At 46.8% G+C, this 17,150-nt stretch carries 16 protein-coding genes; 3 read left to right on the forward strand and 13 right to left on the reverse strand.

Features of this window, described 5'->3' with window-relative positions:
* Nucleotides 1-53: 53 nt before the first annotated feature.
* Complete coding sequence (locus tag BR62_RS0108640) at nt 54-938, reverse strand: LysR family transcriptional regulator (RefSeq protein ID WP_015240269.1); 885 nt, start codon at nt 936-938, stop codon at nt 54-56.
* Nucleotides 939-1,062: 124 nt separating this feature from the next.
* Here BR62_RS0108640 and BR62_RS0108645 point away from each other — a divergent pair, with 124 nt between their 5' ends.
* Entirely contained in the window at nt 1,063-2,271 is a 1,209-nt protein-coding gene (locus tag BR62_RS0108645; RefSeq protein ID WP_007408230.1) for an MFS transporter, read from the forward strand.
* 149 nt (nt 2,272-2,420) lie between these two features.
* Here the strand turns inward: BR62_RS0108645 and BR62_RS0108650 are convergent, their stop codons facing one another.
* From BR62_RS0108650 to BR62_RS0108670, 7 genes are all read right to left on the reverse strand, one after another.
* Nucleotides 2,421-5,582, reverse strand: coding sequence for a bifunctional cytochrome P450/NADPH--P450 reductase (locus BR62_RS0108650; RefSeq protein ID WP_032870524.1), 3,162 nt, complete (start codon nt 5,580-5,582; stop codon nt 2,421-2,423).
* Between the two features lie 27 nt (nt 5,583-5,609).
* On the reverse strand, nt 5,610-6,176 hold the full coding sequence (locus BR62_RS0108655; protein WP_014418456.1) for a TetR/AcrR family transcriptional regulator: 567 nt from the start codon (nt 6,174-6,176) through the stop codon (nt 5,610-5,612).
* A 209-nt stretch (nt 6,177-6,385) separates the two neighbouring features.
* Nucleotides 6,386-6,925 carry a class I SAM-dependent methyltransferase gene (locus BR62_RS0108660; RefSeq protein ID WP_007408228.1) on the reverse strand — a complete coding sequence of 180 codons (540 nt, stop codon included), beginning with the start codon at nt 6,923-6,925 and terminating at the stop codon, nt 6,386-6,388.
* A gap of 171 nt (nt 6,926-7,096) precedes the next feature.
* Nucleotides 7,097-7,252 carry a hypothetical protein gene (locus BR62_RS19700; RefSeq protein ID WP_007408227.1) on the reverse strand — a complete coding sequence of 52 codons (156 nt, stop codon included), beginning with the start codon at nt 7,250-7,252 and terminating at the stop codon, nt 7,097-7,099.
* A gap of 172 nt (nt 7,253-7,424) precedes the next feature.
* A complete protein-coding gene (locus BR62_RS19140; RefSeq protein ID WP_003152787.1) occupies nt 7,425-7,565 on the reverse strand; it encodes a YrzI family small protein in 141 nt (46 codons plus the stop codon).
* 389 nt (nt 7,566-7,954) lie between these two features.
* The gene (locus tag BR62_RS0108665) at nt 7,955-8,755 is read right to left on the reverse strand and encodes a formate/nitrite transporter family protein (RefSeq protein WP_007408225.1); all 801 of its coding nucleotides are present in this window, start codon (nt 8,753-8,755) and stop codon (nt 7,955-7,957) included.
* Between the two features lie 266 nt (nt 8,756-9,021).
* A complete protein-coding gene (locus tag BR62_RS0108670) occupies nt 9,022-9,390 on the reverse strand; it encodes a Na-translocating system protein MpsC family protein (RefSeq protein ID WP_007408224.1) in 369 nt (122 codons plus the stop codon).
* A 306-nt stretch (nt 9,391-9,696) separates the two neighbouring features.
* On the opposite strand from BR62_RS0108670, the gene fdhF reads away from it, so the two are divergent.
* Complete coding sequence (fdhF, locus tag BR62_RS0108675; RefSeq protein ID WP_156097776.1) at nt 9,697-12,639, forward strand: formate dehydrogenase subunit alpha; 2,943 nt, start codon at nt 9,697-9,699, stop codon at nt 12,637-12,639.
* Between the two features lie 17 nt (nt 12,640-12,656).
* Nucleotides 12,657-13,148 (forward strand): helical membrane plugin domain-containing protein, encoded by a 492-nt coding sequence (locus tag BR62_RS0108680; protein ID WP_003152780.1) that lies wholly within the window; start codon nt 12,657-12,659, stop codon nt 13,146-13,148.
* 39 nt (nt 13,149-13,187) lie between these two features.
* Here BR62_RS0108680 and BR62_RS0108685 read toward each other — a convergent pair whose 3' ends face one another.
* From BR62_RS0108685 to BR62_RS0108705, 5 genes are all read right to left on the reverse strand, one after another.
* Entirely contained in the window at nt 13,188-13,418 is a 231-nt protein-coding gene (locus tag BR62_RS0108685) for a YrhC family protein (protein WP_012118061.1), read from the reverse strand.
* Nucleotides 13,419-13,501: 83 nt separating this feature from the next.
* A complete protein-coding gene (locus BR62_RS0108690) occupies nt 13,502-14,644 on the reverse strand; it encodes a bifunctional cystathionine gamma-lyase/homocysteine desulfhydrase (protein ID WP_032866647.1) in 1,143 nt (380 codons plus the stop codon).
* A 1-nt stretch (nt 14,645) separates the two neighbouring features.
* Nucleotides 14,646-15,569 (reverse strand): O-acetylserine dependent cystathionine beta-synthase, encoded by a 924-nt coding sequence (locus BR62_RS0108695; protein WP_032866645.1) that lies wholly within the window; start codon nt 15,567-15,569, stop codon nt 14,646-14,648.
* A 47-nt stretch (nt 15,570-15,616) separates the two neighbouring features.
* Nucleotides 15,617-16,312: a 5'-methylthioadenosine/S-adenosylhomocysteine nucleosidase gene (mtnN, locus tag BR62_RS0108700; RefSeq protein ID WP_003152774.1), complete on the reverse strand. Its 696-nt coding sequence runs from the start codon at nt 16,310-16,312 to the stop codon at nt 15,617-15,619.
* A 20-nt stretch (nt 16,313-16,332) separates the two neighbouring features.
* Complete coding sequence (locus BR62_RS0108705; RefSeq protein WP_020956135.1) at nt 16,333-16,974, reverse strand: class I SAM-dependent methyltransferase; 642 nt, start codon at nt 16,972-16,974, stop codon at nt 16,333-16,335.
* Between the last annotated feature and the right edge of the window lie 176 nt (nt 16,975-17,150).

Genomic DNA, 17,150 nt, shown 5'->3' on the forward strand with positions numbered 1-17,150 from the left:
TTCTGTATTTCTTTCTGCTTTATTTTCAACTTTGATTTTAATAAAATGACCGCTCAGTTGCGTGCTTTGTAATACTCAAGTGCAAACTGTTTAAAACGCTCAGCAGCGGGAGAGAGAGCATGGTTTTTCAGCTGGGCTAACGCTATGGTGCGTTCGCATTGGTAATCTGCAACCGGAAGAAAAACGACCGGAAAGTATGAATGCTCCGCGGTTTTCGGCAGCACTGCAGCCCCCAGACCCGCGGCGGTCAGTCCTAATATGGTTGACACTTCCTCTCCTTCAAATGCGAGATGCGGGTGTATATTCAAATCCCGGCACATCAGATCAAACATATACCTCAGCCCGTATCCCGGTTTAAAACCCACAAAATCCTCGTCCTGCATCTCTTTCATTTGAATGCTTTTATTTCCTGCAAGCGGGTGGTTCTCAGGTAGCACCGCATAAAGAGGCTCTTTCTCCAGCACTGTCCATTGTAAAAGCTCGCTGGGAAGCGGCGGAGAGCTGAGACAGATATCCGCATCTCCCGTTTCCACCATTTTGCGAAGCGTTTCATTTGCGCCTTGATAAAGCCGGAAGGTCACGTTTGGGTATAGCTTTTTAAATTCGGCAATCAGCTGAGGCATTAAGCGCAGCCCGAGTGTATGAAGAAATGATACAGATATTTCGCCGTGCTCCAGGCTCATATTCTTTTTCACTTGTTCAACGCCTTCATTTAAAGCTCTTCTCGCTTGTTTTGCTTTTATTAAGAACTGCTCTCCGTGTCTTGTCAGCCGGACGGCTTTTGTCTCTCTGTAAAATAACGGCGCGCCTAATTCTTCTTCGAGCCTGATAATCGATCGGCTTAATGCCGGCTGAGAAATCATTCTTTCTTTTGCCGCATTTGTGAAATGCTGATGAGCTGCCGCCGCAATGAAGTTGTCAATTTGATGAAGCTCCATTTTCTCCTTCTCCCCTTTCTTCATAACCTACACGCATTAATTCTATAGTTATTATAAATTAGACACATTGAAATGAAAAGCGTACGATACATATATAACCAACAGTGAGAAAAGAGGGACATTCATGACGTTTATTCAGCCTCATACAAAGGCTTACAGAAAGGCCAGCTTGGCTCTGTTTATCAGCGGCTTTGTGACCTTCGCCACGCTTTACACGACACAGCCGCTTATGCCTTTGTTTTCGGAAGAGTTTCATATTTCCGCTGCGGCTGCCAGCTTAACTTTATCCATCTCAACAGCCGTTTTGGCATTTTCATTATTGGCCGCCGCTTCGTTGTCTGACGGATTCGGCAGAAAAAAATTAATGGTGCTGTCGTTAACAGCTACTTCTGTTTTAGGTCTATTAACAGCGTTCAGTCCGGCTTTTCCCGCGCTTTTGGCAATGAGGGCGCTGCTCGGTATTTTCCTGGCAGGAGTTCCGGCTGTCGCTATGACATATGTAGGCGAGGAGTTTGATCCGAAGGGCCTCGGGAAAATGATGGGCTTGTATATCAGCGGCACAAGCATCGGGGGAATGAGCGGCAGGCTGTTAACGGGGCTTCTGACCGATGTATTCGGCTGGCGGCCGGCGCTTGCCATCATCGGCATTCTTTCTATTGTATTAAGCTATTTGTTTTGGCGTTTTCTTCCGGCTCCGCGCCATTCATCTCAGCGGCATGCGGGCGTAAAAGCGGCATGTAAGGAATACGGAGCGGTCCTGCACCGCAAACGGCTGCTTTTGTTAATATCTCTGGGATTTATATTAATGGGGAGTTTTGTGACATTATATAATTATATCGGCTTTCATTTAATGGCGGCTCCTTATCATTTGTCGCAGACTGTGATCGGTTTTATTTTTATTGTCTATCTCGCGGGAACGTTCAGCTCGGTCTATATGGGGAAAAAAGCAGATCTTTTCGGAAGCGGAAAAATGATTAAGATTGCGATTTTTGTTATGCTTGCCGGCGCAGCGGTGACACTTTTGCCCCAGCTTGCGCTCAAAATCGCGGGGATTGCCGTCTTTACCTTCGGCTTTTTCGGCGCTCATTCGATCGCAAGCGCCTGGGTCGGCCGCGCAGCCGGTGATCAGCGCGCGCAAGCCTCTTCATTATATCTGCTTGCATACTATATCGGTTCAAGCGTGGCCGGGTCTTGCGGCGGTTTCTTTTGGACGCATTTTCATTGGATCGGTATCATTTCATTTATTTCGGTTTTGCTATTGCTGTCTTATCCGGTTTTATTTCTGGCGGAATTCAGAAAAAAGGGACATAGCCGCCTGCATGTAAATCAATAAAAACATTAAAGATTTGTGCCTTTTGTCCGATACTAAAGATAAGGCCGGCACGATACTCCCTATAACTATTCCTTTTGATTCAGTAGATTTCAAATATCGTGCCGGCTTTCTTCAATTAAAAAACATTCTTCAGTTGTCTCACTCTTCTGTTACATACCTGCCCAAACATCTTTCGCATATCTTCCTTCCGCCTGCAGCTGTTCAAGCCACTCCAAGGAAACTTTTGAATCGGTGTTATGCACCTTTTCATACGCCTGAAGCAGTACATTTTCCACGGCCGGAGCCATTTTGCTTCCGTCGCCGCATATATAGAGATGGCCGCCTTGGTCAAGAAGGGCAATAATTTGTGCAGCCTCGCGAAGCAGGACATCCTGTACATATACTTTACAGTCCTGATCTAACCTGGAATACGCCCGATGCACGGTGACAAGGCCGTTTTTCTCCGCATGGTCGAATTCATCTTTGTACAGATCGTCTTCTTCAGGATGCCGGCAGCCGAAGTATAAATGAGCTTCACCCAGGCTGTTACCGGACATTTTTTCGGCAGCCCGCGCCTGGATAAATCCCCTGAACGGCGCAATTCCTGTGCCTGCTCCGACCATAATGAGAGGCGTTTTCGGATTTTCAGGCAATGCGAAACCCGACTGCGGCGAGCGGATGAAACAGACGGCAGAATCGCCTTTTTGTAATCCGGCTAAATAGTTCGAAGCCACGCCCCGGTATTCCCCACGGCCGCTCCATGCCGGAGCCGTCACAACGCCGACCGTGATACTGAGCTCCCCGCTGGTTGCCTTCGGTGAGCTTGAGATTGAATAATAGCGCGCCTTTAAGGACGGCAGAAGTTCTAAAAAGCGCTCAAACGGCAGTTCACATGCAGGATAATCTTCCAGCAGGTCCAGCATGGTCATTCGTTTTTTCAGCACGTTTTCTTTATATGCCGCATCATCAGAATAAAGATGCTCCAATTCTTTTTGGTGCGGCGGGCACACGGTATGTGCGGCAAGTTCGCGAAGCTGGGCTCTCGTTGCCGGCTCCTGCAGCTCTACATAGGACGCCAAAAGCTCCGGCGCATTAACCGGCCGGTCCATCGGCAGATGAGGCAGCTGCCGGCCCTTGATCTTAAAGTGCTGGTTCGGATCAAGACCGAATCGGCGAATGACACGGCTGATCAGTTCCCCGCTGTTTTGCGGAAGCACCCCGAGATGATCTCCTTCCTGATACGTTTCTGTTTCGGGGAGACGCAGCTCAATATGCCGGACTGAGCGCTTGCTGCTTTCGGTATGAAGCTCTTTGTTCGTAATGACCTCCGCCTCAAATGCTTTGTACGTTTTGGCAATCGGCGTCTCGGCTGCTTCACTTACGTATTCGATTGATAACTGTGATTTGTTTGTCTGTTTTGGAGCGGCCTCTATATGAAAAGCCTTCATGATGTCCTTCCAGAATGAGTCTTCCCAGACTTCCTGACTGTACTCAAAATCATCGGCATTGTCGCCCTCCCCGATAGAGGTCAGCCGTTTTGCCCCTTTTTCTTCAAGCACTTTGTCTATCAGGCGGGGGATCCTTTGGTAAGTGGCGGCCCAGTTGCGGTCTCCGCAGCCGAAGACGGCGTAAGAAACACCCTTTAATTCCTGATCTTCAAGGGTTTCCATCCATTTCACAAAACCCGCCGCATTATCAGGCGGCGCCCCGTTATAAGAAGCCGTAACAATAACGACCGCGCCTTTTACAGGCAGTTTCCCGGCATAATCATCGAGCGGGCCGGTTTCAGTTGAAAATCCTTTGCTTCTTCCGATATCAGCCAGCTCTTCCGCGATTCCTTCCGCAGTCCCTAAATTTGATCCGTAAAGAATGAGAAGCGGCGTTCCGTGGGACGGGATTTCTTTCGTTTCTTCTTTGTGACCGCTTCCTTCAGCTTTTTGGCTTTGTACGGGCTGATGATTGGACACGTCCTTGTTTTTCACACGGATTTTAAAATCACCGGGCTTAATGGTTAGAGCTTCTTTAATCGTAAGCTCATAATCATTATGATCAATCAGTTCAAAGTGTTTCAGGACAAGGCCGAGCACCATTGTCGCTTCCTGCAGGGCAAACTGCATCCCGATGCATGCGCGCTGTCCGTTTCCGAACGGCTTATATGCATCAGCCGGAATTGCCGCGGGATCACTGAACCTTTCCGGGCGGAATGACTCGGCATCTTCTCCCCACGCGCTTTTATCCCGGTGCAGCTGCGGAGTCAGAATCGTCACCGGCTGTCCCTTCGCAATCGGATATTTCCCGCCGAGAACCGTATCTTCCTTCGCGTACAGAGAAAATGCCGGGGCAGTCGGATACAGCCGCAAAGTCTCGTTTAGCACCATGCGGATATATGTCAGCTGCTGAATCTGCTTATATTCAGGGGTCTCTCCCGTCAGCACCCGCTCGGCTTCCTGAACGGCTTTTTTCAATTTATCTTTATTTTTCAGCAGGCAGTATATCGCAAAAGAAAGCAGCCCGCTTGTGGTTTCATGCCCAGCGATCAAAAAGGTAATGATTTGATAACGGATATTTTCATCATCCAGCCTTTCCCCCGTTACAGGGTCTTTCGCTTCAAGCATCAATGCTAAAAGGTCAGACAGATTCTCATCCGGATTTTCCCTCCGCTCAGCGATGATCCGGTCTACAAGCGAATTCATCTCTTCAATATCCTGCTGGAACTGATGTCTCGTTTTGATCATCAGCTTGTCCTGCAGGCTGTGTCTCTGCGATTGGCGCATTGCCTCCTGCAGCGCACGAAGCATACTTGTGATAAAAGGATGCTGTGTGTCGCGGTAAAAGCTGTTAAAGCGGTAATGAAATCCGCACAGGCCGATTGTATCCAGCGTCAGGCGCGTCATATCTTCGGCAACGTCAATTTCTTCATTCGGATTTAATCTGCTCCACTTCTGCACGAGCTGCATGGCAATATCCAGCATCATTGAATGATAGCCTTTCATCGCCTTCTGGCTGAAGCTCGGCAATAAAATCCGATGCGCTTTCTGCCAATTCTTTTCGTGAGTCCAGCTCGTAAATAGTCCGTCACCGCCAAACTCACGGACCTTCAGCAAAGCTTTGCTGAGATTTTTGTCAAATCGCTTTTCATCGCAGACTTCTGCCGCGAGCTCGCGGCCTGATACGAAGACCCCGACAGAGCTCGGAAATTCAAAACGAAAGATCGGGCCGTATTCTTCGGCAATTTTCCAAAGCGATTGTGACAGTTTTTCTTTTTCCAAGTGAGGGAGATTTTTCAGAGGCCCGTATGTTTTCGGCTGCGGTATAGCGCTTAGCTGTTTCATATCGATCTTCCTTCCTTCGGCGAATAATTAATGAGTTCTGATGGCATCCCAAGAACATTGCTCCAATTCTTTCAAAAACGGTTTTGTTATTTCGACGCTTCCCGTCCGGACAAGCTGATAGAGTTTGAGATATGCCCCGAGCAGCAGCGCCATCAGCACATTGGACGGCAGATTGCGGAGCACGCCTTCAGACTTGCCGCGCTGAAAAAAGACGTCAAGCATCTGTGTTATTTCATCAAGAAGCTTACGGCTCGTTTCATTCAGAAAGTAGGCGTCCTTATTCGTTTCAAGAAAAAACAATGCATACTCACTTTCCTTCGTAAAATCAATCAGACAATAAAACAGGTGATGAAACCCTTCTCTTACAGATATCCCCTGAAAGTCCGTTTTGACTTTTTTCATAAAACGCTGCGCACTTTCCTGATACAGTACGTTCACAAGTGTCTCTTTACTGTCAAAGTAACGGTAAATTGTGCCGGTTCCGACATCGGCCTGAGCGGCAATCATCGGAATCGTCGTGGCGTCAAATCCTCTATCTGTAAACAAAGTAAGCGACGCTTTCATAATGAGTTCAACCTTGTTTGAAGCTGTCATTTCATCCCCCTTTCTAAATGCGGAATGAATATTCATTCCGTTTGTTCAAAATATTTAAAATGTACGGTCATCTGATTACCATTGTATAAGAAAAAAACTTTTTTTAATATAAAATATATGTGAAATAACCAAAAATAAGGAAATATGCCCAATTCCACAAAAAGAGCTGCAGTGACTTAAGCAGCTCTTTTTATTTCCCAAGAAATATTCTATTTAATGGCAGTAATAAAATGGAATGAATCTCTGCTGACAACTGAAATGTCTCTGAAATGCTGATCATAGAGCACCTCAATCACATCCTTTTCACTCATCCGCGAAGGTTTCAAAACCATATAGAAACACCCGTCAATTTGAAGAACGCGGTACACTTCTTTACATGCCGTCCGGTAATCGCTGACTGTTTCAGCAGTATGTAACGAGAAGACTTTATGAAAACTGCGGTCGCGGAACGGTATGCTTTCCGGCCTCCCCTGCTGAATGTTTCCGAGCCCGGCTTTTATAACCGAACGGTTTGCGCGCTGTGTTTTCCGTATTTTACGTTTCGATGTTTCTATGCTTTTAAGACTGCCCTTTTCAAGCTGTCCGATGATTTGTTTAAACATTGAGCCGTTTCCGGTCCCGATTTCCAAAATGCGGTCGTATTCCTGTATGTCCATCAAGATTTGCTGAATGACTGACTCTGCCGGTTCTGATGCAGCAAAGTATTTCGCGCGCATTCGTTTTAATGCTGAAGATGTATGTTGCAACATTGTATAACACCCGCTTTTCCATTCCTGTGATTTATTATTCAGAAATAATATTACCTCGTATTAGTATGAGGTACTAACTAGACGCACTTCTCTTCATGAACGTTTCGATTTATTTGAAATTTATATTTGTTTTCATAAAAAAAGACGGAAAACGTAGGTTTTCCGCCTGCTCTAGTACCAATAATACGGTGCTATATATCTTGTCTGCCGGGAAAGCGCCGCCATTCTCTGCCGGCGATACGGGTTGCCGTAGCCGTGTTTAAATGAATGGGGCATTGACGCATACCCGTGCCCGATGGATGGAATTCTGTTCTGACCGCCTTGCATGCTATCACCCGCTTACCAGTTTTTCTTTCTTTACCATGGTATGCAGGCCGTCTGCGACGTGACAGCAACATCCTCGCTAAACCTGGTCCTTCTCCATTGTGTAATGATTCAGCAGTTCAATTCTGAACATGATGATCTCCTCCTTCTCCTCCGTTTTGGCCCTTCGTGTCCGTTAGTTCATATAAAAGTGTTTCAGCTGGCGTTCTTTCGCTTCATTATAAAACTCTTCGACCTGCTGTTCTCGTTCATACTCTTCCGCACTTTTAAAACGCTTTGAAATGGTCAGTGTTAAAAAGAAAAGATTAATGGTCATTATCGCTCACCCCCTTTCAATATCCGCACAAGCGAAAATAACCCGCAGCAAAGTTCATATGCGCTGCGGGCAGACTAAATCCGCAGACAAAAGAAGACTGTGCTTCTTTCCCTGCGGGGAGCTGCGAATGTCCTGATACTCCGAAATTAACGTGCTTGACGGGCAGAGGTTAAGGAAGGACACGAACTCTTCCACAGGCTGAATCGGTTCAATTGTAGATTTTGATTGCCGTTTAACGTCGTCATGTGATTCAACCTCCCTTTGCTTTTTTCTTACTTTGTAAGTATATCCATCAGCTTCCATTTTGTAAACATTTTTTTCAAGATTTGGACGGAAAATGTGCTGGCATTCTGCTTCAATTGTCCGTGTTTTCCGGCATCTTTCTTACCTCAGGAAACTCTTTTCATCCCTTGCTTTTTCTGATCTTTTTTTGAATATGCAATAAAATAAATAAGACCGACAAACACTGCCCCGCCGATGACATTCCCGATAAAGGCCGGAATGAGATTGCCAATCAGATCACCCCACGAAAAAGAACCTGCAAATATCGCAGCCGGGATGATAAACATATTGGCTACAACGTGCTGAAAACCAATTGCGACAAACGCCATAATCGGAAACCATATACCCGCGATTTTTCCGGCTCCGTCTTCTGCGCCGAAAGAAAGCCAGACAGCCAAACAGACAAGCCAGTTACAGCCGATCGCCGAAACAATGACTTTTCCAAACGGCATATCCAATTTGCCTTGTGCGACCGCAATCGTTTTTTCCAAGTAAGGTCCTGTTTCGGTTAATCCGACAACATGTCCGAAAAAGTAAGCGACAAACAGTGCGCCGACAAGATTCATCAACGTCACGATCACCCAATTTTTCACTAATGCACCGGCGGATATTCTTCTGGAAAACAGCGCCATGGATACCGACATCATATTTCCCGTAATCAGCTCCGCGCCGGCAAGAACAACGAGCACCAATCCGATGGGAAACACGGACGCCCCGATTAAACTCGACAGGCTTCCCCATTCTTTCGGAAGGTCGCCGATGACACGGATATCAAGCAAATAACCGAGTGCGATAAACGCTCCTCCCAAAAATCCTAATACAATCAGTGCTGAAAGCGGTGAATGCACCTTTTTTACCCCTGATTCGACCGCAAGCTCCGCTATTTCGTCCGGTTTACGAAAAGCCATAATAACCCCTCCATTTATCATTTCAGCCCGCAGTTTCCAAAGACGCCTAACAAAAAAGGCAGCATTCAACTAACCCGTCTGAAAAAACGGGGTTTGAATGCTGCCTAACTTGTATGCATACCCATACAACAATATCAAGCAGAATGAAAATATGCGGTATAGAATATGTACAGATCATGCACACATTCCATAAAAAATCGTCCTTAGGCCACTGCTGGCAGTTCATATCATATCAAATGTGACAATTTCGTGTCAATTGAATATTGTCAGCTTTTGATTTCTTCTTTATGCTCTTCAATTGAGCGGTCAAAGACAAACACCGATACGGCAATATTTTCCTCTATTTTAATATCTGAAAACAGATGCACAAGCTTTGCTCCGATGAGCTCTTCCATTCCGTCAGGCGTTTGTTTTGAATACAGTTCCTGAATTAAGCTGGTACGCGCCGCATGAACCATTTCTCTTCCTTCAGGCGTGCGTGCGATAAACTGCTCACTTGCGCTTAGATTGCCGTAAAGTGTAGATACCGCCATGTTATCCACAAAAACGGTGTGAATTCGTTCAGGCCCCTTTCCAAATAATTCTTTGCGCAATTTCCGGATAATATCGTTAAATTCATGAATTTTTTTAGACATATTGTCCCCTCCGATTTTAGCCTATGAAAGACATTCCCGGTTCCCCTTTGTGACATTTCACCTGGTTAAAGTTTTCCTTTCGTATTGTATTATAATAAATATCACCTTATAATAAAAGCAGTGAAGATGGATTTGTAATAGGAAACGTGTTATGAGTCTATCGTTTTATACAAATAGGATTGGTCTGTTAGTAAGACTTGCTAGTGAACTATTCCGCCATGCGTATTTATACCGTTTTCCGTACAGGAGGCCGGTATCTATGTGCATGGCTTTTTTTCGAGTTTAAAAGATGGAGGGGAATTGGAAGTGACAGACGTTCAGTCTATCCGTGTCAAAATTGACGGCACGGAGTATGAAGCACCAGAGGGGTCTAAGATTTTAGATATTTTAAACCAAAACGGAATTGAGATTCCGCAAATATGCCATGTACCGGAAGTGGATCCGATTCAAACATGTGACACCTGTATTGTTGAAGTAAACGGGAAATTGCAGCGCTCTTGTTCCACGGCTGCAGAAAACGGGATGTCCATCTCGCTTACGTCGGGAAGGGTAAAAGAGGCTCAGACAGAGGCCATGGACCGCCTGCTCGAGAATCACCTGCTTTACTGTACGGTATGCGATAACAACAACGGCAACTGCACACTGCATAATACAGCGGAAATGATGGGAATTGAGCATCAGAAATATCCGTATACGCCGAAAGATGATTCAAAGTGCGCGGTTGATATGTCTCACCCGTTTTACCGCTATGATCCGAACCAATGCATCGCCTGCGGCCAATGTGTGGAAGTGTGTCAAAACCTTCAGGTGAATGAGACCCTTTCAATTGATTGGGAGCGCGACCGCCCGCGGGTCATTTGGGATGAAGGCGTCGCCATTAATGAATCTTCCTGCGTCAGCTGCGGCCAGTGTGTCACTGTCTGTCCTTGTAACGCACTGATGGAAAAATCAATGCTCGGCCAAGCCGGATTTATGACAGGTATAAAAGAAGATGTCATGGAACCGATGATTGATTTAGTGAAAAATGTTGAACCCGACTATACAAGCATCTTCGCCGTGTCTGAAGTGGAAGCGGCTATGCGCGATAAACGGACGAAAAAAACGAAAACAGTCTGCACGTTCTGCGGCGTCGGATGCTCTTTTGAAGTATGGACAAAAGGACGTGACATCCTTAAAATTCAGCCTGTTTCCGATGCTCCGGTTAACGCGATTTCCACTTGTGTGAAAGGGAAATTCGGCTGGGACTTCGTGAATTCGGAAGAACGGATTACAAAACCGCTTATCCGGAAAAACGGCGCATTTGTTGAATCGTCATGGGAAGAAGCTCTTGATCTTGTCGCTTCAAGACTCGGTTCGATCAAGGACGAACACGGAAATGGTTCTGTCGGTTTTATTTCTTCTTCTAAAATTACGAATGAAGACAACTACGTCATTCAAAAATTGGCACGTCAAGTATTTGAAACCAACAACGTGGATAACTGCTCACGCTACTGCCAGTCACCGGCAACGGACGGCTTATTCCGCACCGTCGGTATGGGCGGAGACGCCGGCACAATTAAAGATATCGCAAAAGCGGGCCTCGTGCTCATCGTCGGCGCCAATCCGGCGGAAGGACATCCGGTTCTGGCCACACGCGTGAAACGCGCCCATAAACTGCACGGCCAAAAACTGATTGTTGCCGATCTGCGCAGAAATGAAATGGCTGAACGGTCCGACCTCTTTATCAGCCCGAAACAAGGGACTGACCAGGTCTGGCTCATGGCAGTAACGAAATATATGATTGACCAAGGCTGGCACGATCAAGCGTTTATTGATGAAAATGTCAACTACTTTGATGATTATAAAGAAACGCTGGAAAAATACACATTGGAATATGCGGAGCGCATCACCGGACTTTCTCAGAATACGATCATCCGCATTGCCGAAATGATTCGTGATGCAGACGGCACTTGTGTTCTTTGGGGCATGGGCGTTACTCAAAATACAGGCGGCTCTGATACATCAGCGGCGATTTCCAACCTGCTGCTTGCCACAGGAAACTACCGCCGTCCGGGCGCCGGAGCCTATCCGCTGCGGGGACATAACAACGTTCAAGGCGCTTGCGATATGGGAACTCTTCCAGGCTGGCTTCCGGGATATCAGCATATTACCGATGATGCGGCACGCGCTAAATTCGAAAAAGCTTACGGTGTTGAAATTGACGGCAAGCCGGGTCTTGATAATATCGAAATGCTCCATGCGATTGAAGAAGGAAACATGAAAGCCATGTATCTCGTCGGTGAAGATATGGCGCTCGTCGATTCAAACGCCAACCATGTTCATGACATTTTATCCAGCCTTGATTTCTTTGTTGTGCAGGATATTTTCCTTTCAAGAACGGCGCAATACGCGGATGTCATCCTGCCTGCGGTTCCATCTCTTGAAAAAGACGGAACATTTACAAACACAGAGCGGCGTGTGCAAAGATTGTATCAGGCGCTTCCGACACTCGGCGATGCAAAACCCGACTGGTGGATTATTCAGGAAGTCGCCAATCGTTTAGGCGCTGATTGGAATTACACGCATCCTAGCGACATTTTCTCAGAAATGGCGAGCCTTTCTCCGCTGTTCGGAAAAGCAAGTTACGACGTTCTTAGCGGCTGGAACAGCTTCTTGTGGGGAAGCTTTACGGGAGAAAGCACTCCGCTTCTTTATGAAGACGGCTTTAACTTCCCGGACAAAAAAGCCCGTTTTGCGCTGAGCGATTGGGTGGAGCCTGCTGTATTCCCTGAAGAATATGACCTGCATATTAACAACGGACGGATGCTTGAACATTTCCACGAAGGAAACATGACAAACAAGTCAAAAGGCATTCAGTCTAAAGTTCCGGATGTATTTGTTGAAGTATCGCCGGAGCTCGCGGCTGAACGCGGAATTTGCGACGGAACAATGATCCGGCTCGTCTCTCCTTTTGGGGCGGTTAAATTGAACGCGCTTGTGACAGACCGCGTCCGCGCAAATGAGCTTTATCTGCCGATGAACTCTACAGATAAAGATTCTGCGATTAATTTCCTGACCGGGCCTGCGTATGATTCACGGACACATACACCTGCCTATAAGCAGACAAAAGTCCGCATGGAAGTGCTTGGTTCCTGTGATACTCCGCCGCTTCCGAAAACAAATCCGCGGAACAAAAAACGTCATCCGCAAAACGGTGTGGAAGCTCAGCGAAAATGGAACCGTCCGGGCTATGTGCACTTAACTGATTAAGGAAAGGAGGAAACATTATGGCAAGCCCAATTACTGAAATTCAAAAAGAAACGAAAACAGAGGAACAGCTGAAAGCTGAAAAACTGGAAGAACTGAAGACGCTTCTCGCAGAAAATGAAGAAGCTGTCGCGAAAACGATGTCCATCATGGCAGAGCTGAATGGCTTGGGCATTTTTGATGCCGCCGGCTATATGCTCCAGGCAAAAGAGGAGATTGCCAAAATCGCACTCGGACAGATTTCCCGGGAACCTGTCACCAATCTCCTGAATACGATGATGGCCGCGGGAGGCGCGCTGTCAAAAGCTGATCCCGAATTTATGGGCAGACTTTTAGAAAGCGCCATGGCCGGGACGGATCAGGCGCAAAGATTTTTAAAAGAGGACAGGAAAGTCAGTATGTTTGAACTGATGAAAGCCGTCGGTGATCCTGATATTAACCGCGCGCTCGGCTTCGGGCTGCAGTTTTTAAAAGGGATGGGAAAAGAATTACGCGAAACCCCGTCTGAATAAGAAACGAAAAAGCCATTGTCAAAAGACAATGGCTTTTTTTTATTCATCGGCCTCTTCCAGCCTCTTTTTATAAATAAGTGAACGGTCAACGCAGAAATAAGCGCCCGCTAAAAATACACAATCCGTTACAAACATCAGCATTTTCTGGCCCGCAGTCAGCCCTTGTCCGGGAAGAACCGCGCCGATATAAATGAAGGTGCTGACTGCAAGCAGAATAAATGCGTAATGCTTAAAATCTTCTATTAATGATTTCAGTCTTTTCTTCTCCATATAAGGTCACCTGCCAGTTTTATAGTCTACCAACATTATAATACAAGCTGACAGCCGACAGAGAATGTAAATCTATCCATTCTTTATAAAAGTGAATCAAGCGCCTGTTTCACATCCGCCGTTAAATCCTCAGTATCCTCAATACCGACCGAGATCCGCACGAGCCCGTCGGTAATGCCAAGCGCAAGCCGGCGGTCGCGCGGGATCGATGCGTGCGTCATTCTGGACGGCACGGAGATTAAGCTTTCAACCGCTCCTAAACTTTCCGCGATCGTAAACAGGTTCAATTTTTCTAAAAACGCGTCGACGCGTTCGCTGCTGCCGACATCAAAGGAAATCATTCCGCCGAAACCGGAGCTTTGCGCTTTTGTCAGCTCATGGCCCGGGTGTTTCGCTGATCCGGGATAGTAGAGCGTCTGAACGGCATCATGTGCTTCAAGCAGCTCGGCGATTTTTCCGGCGCTGTGATTGATGGCATCCATTCTGAGTCCCAGCGTTTTAATCCCTCTCATCAAAAGCCATGAATCCTGCGGTCCTAAAACGCCGCCCGTTGAGTTTTGCACATAATGAAGCTTTTCGCCCAGTTCTTTATCAGCCGTGACAACTAAGCCGCCGACGACATCACTGTGGCCGCCGAGATATTTTGTCGCGCTGTGAAGCACGATGTCCGCGCCGAAGCTGAGCGGCTGTTGGAAATACGGCGTGTAAAACGTATTATCGACGATAAGCAATACGCCCGCTTCTTTTGCGATGTCAGACATCAGTTTGAGGTCAGTCACTTTCAATAGTGGGTTTGTCGGTGTTTCGATATAAATGGCTTTCGTATTCGGACGGATGGCTTTTTGGACTTTTTCTTTGCTGCTCGTATCGACAAAGTCCGCTTCAATGCCGAAGCGGTTCAGTACGCCTGTCATCACCCGGTAAGTGCCGCCGTATACATCATCCGTCATAATAACATGATCGCCGCTGTCAAACAGCATCATGACGGCAGTAATCGCAGCCATGCCTGAGCCGAACGCATATCCTGCCGCGCCGCCTTCAAGCTCCGCAATTAAGCTTTCAAGCGCCGTCCGCGTCGGATTGGCCGTTCTTGAATATTCATAACCCGTGTGCTCGCCCGCTTTCGGCTGTTGGTACGTGCTTACTTGATAAATCGGTACGGAAACCGCTCCTGTTTTTTCATCTCCCGTAATTCCTCCGTGCACCATCAGCGTTTTTTTCTTCATCTTACTGGCCTCCTTGAAAAATGTTTTTGCTTATATATCGATCGCTGCCGTCAGGGAAAATAGTGACGATATTTGATCCGGCGGGCGCTTTTTTCGCTTCTTCAAGCGCTGCATAAAGAGCCGCCCCTGAAGAGCTTCCGATTAAGAGGCCTTCTTTCTCAGCCGCTTCTCTGACAAGCGAAAACGCCGTATCGTCTTCCACCGTGTAAATGGCGTCAAAATGGTTCTCGTCCATATAATCCGGGATAAACTCCATGCCGATGCCTTCCGTTTTATGGGCATGCGGCTCTCCTCCGTTCAGGATCGAGCCTTCCGGTTCAACGATCACCGTTTTGACGGCAGGATTTTTCTCCTTTAAATAAGCTGCCGTACCGGCAAAGGTGCCGCCGGAACCCGCTCCTGCGACAAAAGCGTGGATATCCCCGCCGAGCGCGTTCCATATTTCAGGTCCGATCGTTTTGTAGTAAGTCAATGGATTTACTCGGTTTTTAAATTGCAGAACGGCATAAGAATTATTAATCTCTCTCTCCAGTTCAAGCGCTTTTCGGATGGCTCCCTGCATGCCTTCTTCTCTCGGCGTATGCACGATGTCCGCTCCGAGAGCTTTCATAATTTGCTGCTTTTCTCTGCTGAAATGCTCCGGGACGCAAAAAATGGCGCGAAGCTGATGCTTTCTGGCGCACAGAGCGAGTCCGATCCCGGTGTTTCCGGCAGTCGCCTCAATGATAACGCCGCCCGGTTTCACCTTTCCCGTGCGAAGCGCATCTTCAATGAGCATCCCGCCCAGCCTGTCTTTAATGCTTCCGCCCGGATTCATCATCTCAAGCTTAGCATAAACCGCTGTTCCCTCCGGTATATCAAAATGCTTGAGACGGAGCAGCGGTGTATTTCCGATCAGTTCTGTAATATCTGTTATCACGTTCAATATATGTCCTCCTCCTGGAAAAGCGGAGGAGAACGAGAATCCCCCGCTTAGTGAATTCGTTTGATGACATTCAGGACAAGCTCAGTTGAATGAACGGCAGCCTGTTCTAAAAATTTATCAAATGAAACGTCAGATTCTTTTCCGGCAATATCAGATAAAGCTCTGATGACAACAAAAGGCGTTTTGAACTGGTGGCACACCTGTGCGACAGCCGCAGCTTCCATCTCAACCGCGTACAAATCCGCAAATTTGGCGCGTACGTCTTCAACCCGCTTCGGATCATTCATAAAAGAATCTCCCGTAGCGATTGTGCCTTTGGCGACTTGAATGCCGTTCAGTTCAGAAACCGCTTCCTCAGTAATACTGATCAGCTTTTCATCAGCTTTGTATGCTGCCGGAAGACCCGGCACCTGTCCGTATTCATAGTCAAACGCCGTCACATCTACGTCATGATGGCGGACATCTGTTGAGATGACGACGTCGCCTACATTCAATGTATGATGAAAACCGCCCGCTGAGCCTGTGTTAATCACATAATCAGGTTTGAAACGGTCAAGCAGAAGCGTCGTGCTGATCGCCGCGTTGACTTTCCCGATACCTGATTTCAGCAAGATGACTTCGACGCCTTCATAGCTGCCAGTTGTAAACTCACAGTGAGCGATCATCTCTTGTTTTGCGTCTTTCAGTTTGCTTCTTAAAATCGTAACTTCCTCTTCCATTGCTCCGATGACTGCCAGTTTCATTTATACACAATCCCTTCGATTTACCGTTTAATCGCCTCCATTATCCAGACAAAGTCATTTTGCTGCGTAAACCGCGCGGCAAATCCCTCTTCTGAAAAGATGTTTTTCATTGTCCCGAGTGTCGGATAATGTTCCGTCTTTAAATCGTCCGCTAATTGATGATAGCCGTTTCGGATTGCTTTTTTAATGGCTACATCATAAGCTTCATGATCTTTAAAGACTGTATCGGCAAACACTATTTTATCATGCTTCTGAAGGATTGCGCCATACTGCTTTACAGCCGTTCGCTTTTCTTCATCGGTTAAATGATGAAAGGCGTACGAGCTGACGATGGTATCTATTTGAAAAGGCGGAGCGGGAAACTCCAGAAAATCTCCGTCACTGAACACGGCTTTGTCAGAAAGCTTGTCAGCCGCCAGTTTTCTCATTGACGGAGACGGTTCTACACCAAACACCTTTTTGTTCGCGGCGGCTAATTTCGCCGTTAAATTCCCCGTTCCCGGTCCGAACTCTAAAACGTTTGAACCTGAAAGTGCGACAATGCTGTCAAGAATGCTGTCATATCCTTTAAAAACAGCGGCATATTGTTTGTCAGCCCCGTGCACTGTGGCATCATAAGTCGCTGCCCAATCTTCAAATAAAGGAATAAATTCACGGCCCATATTTTTCACTCTCCATAATTTATAATTCCTATGAGTATAGTATGGATTAATCGTGGAACAGTTCCTATCCTATCACAAAAAAGAATGGAAGGGTACTAAAATACTTTGGGATTATTGCGCAATTACGGCAGAAAGGCTTATACTTTCATTGACTCAGAAGAAAAATCAGGAGGATC

The sequence above is a fragment of the Bacillus sp. UNC69MF genome (assembly GCF_000746035.1).
Taxonomy (GTDB): domain Bacteria; phylum Bacillota; class Bacilli; order Bacillales; family Bacillaceae; genus Bacillus; species Bacillus velezensis.